This window comes from Lentzea aerocolonigenes, from assembly GCF_000955955.1.
GTDB lineage: Bacteria > Actinomycetota > Actinomycetes > Mycobacteriales > Pseudonocardiaceae > Lentzea > Lentzea aerocolonigenes_A.
Window position 1 is genome coordinate 1 of record NZ_JYJG01000242.1, and the last position, 3,952, is coordinate 3,952.

General features: G+C 67.7%; 4 protein-coding genes. 1 reads left to right on the forward strand and 3 read right to left on the reverse strand.

Annotated elements, in window-relative coordinates; translation table 11 throughout:
* Window positions 1-27: 27 nt before the first annotated feature.
* On the reverse strand, window positions 28-669 hold the full coding sequence (locus tag UK23_RS28925; RefSeq protein ID WP_045314828.1) for a transcriptional regulator: 642 nt from the start codon (window positions 667-669) through the stop codon (window positions 28-30).
* A gap of 70 nt (window positions 670-739) precedes the next feature.
* Between UK23_RS28925 and UK23_RS28930 the strand changes: the two genes are divergently transcribed.
* Window positions 740-1,066, forward strand: coding sequence for a DUF6204 family protein (locus UK23_RS28930; RefSeq protein ID WP_045314829.1), 327 nt, complete (start codon window positions 740-742; stop codon window positions 1,064-1,066).
* Here UK23_RS28930 and UK23_RS28935 read toward each other — a convergent pair.
* Together UK23_RS28935 and UK23_RS53000 are read right to left on the reverse strand one after the other, a co-directional pair.
* Window positions 1,041-2,300, reverse strand: a complete 1,260-nt coding sequence (locus UK23_RS28935; RefSeq protein WP_082115059.1) for an amidase family protein — start codon at window positions 2,298-2,300, stop codon at window positions 1,041-1,043. The two genes, UK23_RS28930 and UK23_RS28935, sit on opposite strands and share 26 nt — an antisense overlap.
* 60 nt (window positions 2,301-2,360) lie before the next feature.
* The coding region (locus tag UK23_RS53000; RefSeq protein WP_045314830.1) for a hypothetical protein at window positions 2,361-3,952 on the reverse strand (1,592 nt) is incomplete at its 5' end.

Consider the following 3,952-nt stretch of genomic DNA (forward strand, 5'->3'; position numbering starts at 1 on the left):
GGTGGATGAAGGTTCCCTTCATCGAACTCAGGCGAGGGTGGACCAGAACTGGAGTTCGTAGGCTTGGAGCAGGCGGCCGTAGCGCCAGGCGTGCTTTGGTTGCCAGCCTGCGTCGAGGGAGGCCTGGACGGCCGCGATCGCCTGCTCTTCGAGTTGCGGGGCCGGGGTGGCGAAGAAGTCCACGAAGGCGCACGCCTCGTCGTCGAAGCCGTAGTGCTCGCGCAGGCCCTTGGCCATGCGGGCGCAGTAGCCGCCCCACGCGGTGAAGTTCGCCAGGATCGCGAGGATCACGTCGGTCGTCTCGCCGTTCATCGCCATCCACGCCTGGTACGCGGGGTAGGCCTGGCAGCCGGGGAACGGCTCGTAGTCGTGGAAGTCCTTGGAGGACATGCCGGCTGCCTTCGCGAGCGGCTCCAGCATCGGCAGCACGAGCTCCTCGCCGCCCGCGAGCAGCGTGAAGAACGCCCGCGCGTTCGGCTCGTCGGCCTTCGACGCGAGCGCGAGGAATGTTCGCCAGTCCGACGACACGATGTGGTTCTCCTCGGCCGCGAACGTCGCGATCACGGCGCGCGGAGCCTGTCCGGTTTCGATCAGTTTGACCACGAGGTTGTCGTGCTCACCGGGGTGCAGCTCTTTCCGGATGCGCGTGACCAGCTCTTTTGCGTCCATGGGCCATGATTCTTCCGCACCTCGGAAATCGCTCGCCAGGGTGGAGGGTGTTCAGCCACCATGTTTTCTCGTGGCTGAACACACCTACCGAGTGACCGTCCGCGGACGGTTCGCCGACCTCACCGACGACCAGCGCGCCTCGTTGCGGGAACACCTCGAGGGCTTCGACTTCCTGCGCGACGGCGGCTTCAGCGAAGAGGGCGGCCTGACGTTCGACGAGAAGCTCGACTTCTTCAGCTACCGCGTGATCCTCACCGCGAAGGACAAGCCGGACGAGGCGGGACTCCGGCGCGCGACCACGGCCCTCGACGCGCTGGGCGTCGACTTCAAGGGGTTGCGCGCCAAAGTCACCGACATGGACGAGATGAAGATCAACCGGCCGAAACGGCTGGGCTGAGCGGGGTTTCCAGCACGGCCGCGGCGTCCAGGGCCAGGTCCTCCCGGTACATCCGGGAGATCACCTGGACGCCGGTCGGCAGCCCGTCGCGCAGCCCCGTCGGCACCGCGACCGCCGGGACCCCGACGAACGACGTCACCTCGCACATCTCCGTCGCCTCGAAGTACGCGGCGAGCGCTTCCGGGCTGCGGCGGTCGTCCTCCCGCTCGAACGACGGCGTCGTGCTGACCGGCGCGATCAGCACCGGGTAGCGGTCGAGCAGCCGTGCCCACTCGCGCTGGATCGCCAGCCGGGTGCCGGTGAGCGCCAGGAACTCGCCGATGTCGAGGCCCGGCCGCACCGCCAGCAGGTTGCGCGCGTAGACGGCGAGTTCCTCACCGACGAACGCGACGTACTGGTCGAACTGGAGCGCGATCGGCGTGGCGATCATCCGCATCGACAGCTGCGACGCCTCCTGGACTCGCGGCGGCGTGACCGCCTCGACCTCGTACCCCGCGTCCGCCAGCCGTTTCGCCGCCTCCTCGACCACCGGGTCACCGGGCACGAACCCGGCGATCTTGGCGACCGGTGAGCCGGTGGCCGGCACCGGCACCGTGCGCGGGTCGGACGGATCGGCGCCGCACAGCAGGCCGTGCACCAGCCGCAGGTCGGCGACGGTGCGGGCGAGCGGGCCCTCGACCGTCATGACCTGGGTGGGGAACGACGGATCGGGCTGACCGAAGGCCGCGCCCTGCGGATAGCGGCCGTAGCTCGGCTTCAGCGCACAGACGCCGTTCAGGAACGCCGGCAGCCGCAGCGACCCACCGCTGTCGTTGCCGATCCCGAACCGCACCATGCCCGTCGCCACCGCGACCGCGTCACCGCCGGAGCTGCCGCCTGGTGACTTCGTGGCGTCCCACGGGTTGATGGTGTGCCCGGCCAGTTCGCTGTAGGTGTGCAGGCCGCGCGCGTTGAGCGTCGGCATGTTGGCGTGCCCGATCGGTGTCGCTCCGGCCGCTCGCAGCCGTGCCACGATCGGCGCGTCGGACGACTTGACGTTGCCGGTCAGCGACTTCAGACCGTGCGTGGTGGCGGCACCCGCGACGTCGATGTTGGCCTTGACCGAGAACACGACTCCAGCGAGTGGGCCATCCGGCTCGTCCGGCCCGTCAGGCACGTCGAACACCGAGGTCAACGCGTTGTAGACCGGATTCAAGGTCTCGATGAGCTGCAACTGCTCAGTGAACATCCCCATGCTCCAGTCTATGCGGACCGGAGCACGGGGATGCGCAGTTCAAAACCACTCAGTGGAACATCACGGGTAATTGGCCAGGTAGGCCTCGGTAGAACCGTTGGTCACCCGGTTGCCCGTGTTGTTGATGATGTGCTCGATGGTTCCCTTACCGCCCAACGAGATCGTCACCATGCTGTGGAACCTGACGCCCGGGGTGTTCGGCACCTCGAACGCCCGGTCCGCCACCACGCTCGGGTTGGCGTTGGCGAAGATGTAGCTGCCCAGGCCCCACGCCTCGTGCGAGGTGACGTTGTTGGCCACCTTGTACGCCGCGTAGCCGCGCGTGGACCCGTTCATCCACGCCGCCTGGTTCGGCGCCTCGTACGGCATCTCGTTCTGGTAGAAGTACGTCCGGCCGCCCTGACCGTTCCAGATGGTCTGGTACTTCTGGTAGTGCTCCACGAAGAGGCCGTACATCGTCACGTTGTTGCCGTTGACGATCAACCCGGTGTCGGCCCGGTTCACGTCCCAGCCGACGCCGTCGCGGTGGTCACCGCGCCACAACCACAGGTGGTCGCCGATCACGTTGTGACTGTTGATCACCATCGAGGTCGTGGCCCGCCCGACCGCCGAACCGCCGATGCGCACGAACAGGTCGTGCACCGAGGTCGGGTTGGCCGAGTGGTTGGCGTTGCTGCCCGGCGCACCGAACTGCATCAGCAGCGGCGAGTTCGTCGGCGCCGCGTCGATGAGCAGGCCGGCGACCTTCACACCGTCCACATCGGCCACGTCGAGCGCCAGGTTCCCGTTGGTGGGCATGACGGTCGCGAGGCCCAGACCCATCACCACGGTGTCCGGCCGGGTGACCCGGATCGGCTCGCTCACCTGGTGGATGCCGGGCGTGAGCAGCAGGTGCTTGCCGGCCGCGAGCTGCTGGTTCATCGTGGCCGCGCTGGTGCCCGGCTTGGCGATGAAGAAGTCCGACAGCGGGATGTTCGTGCCCTGCTGGTTGCCGCTCGCCCACGTGGTGCCGCTGGTGTTGCTGCGCAGCGCCGGGACGAACACGCTGTACTTGCCGCTGCCGTCGATGTTCAGGAACGGCTTCTCGCGCACGACAGGGGTCTGCGCGACGGTCGTGTACGGCGGTTCGGGGAACGTGTTGGCCGGGGCGTTGCGCGCGCCGACGAAGACCATGTTCCAGTTCTCACCGGTCCACGAGCCCCACTCGGTGTTGCGCGACAGCCACTGCTGCTGCGAGCCGGAGCGAACCTGGCCCGTCACCACCGAGTCGGCCAGGAAACCACCGCTGGACCAGCCGTTGTCGTCGAGCTGCATGTTGCCGTAGACGTGCGTGCGGCGCATCGCGGAGGCCTGCGAGACCGCCCACGTGTTGGTACCGCTCGGAGGCCTGATCGCCAGGTTCTCCGCGCCACGCCAGAAGTTGTGCGTCGCGTTGCCCTGGAACCAGTCGGCCTCGACGTGCACCTGGCCGTTGATGTTGACCTGGTCCGGGTTCAGCCCGAGACCGAGCACCTGGGTGAAGAAGCCGATGTTGACGTCGACGTTGTAGTTGCCCGGCTTGAAGAAGATCGCGAACCGGCGGGCGTCGTACTGGCCCTCTTCCTGCTGCCGGAAGACGTCGTTGAGGCGCGCCTGGATCGTGCTCGCGGACA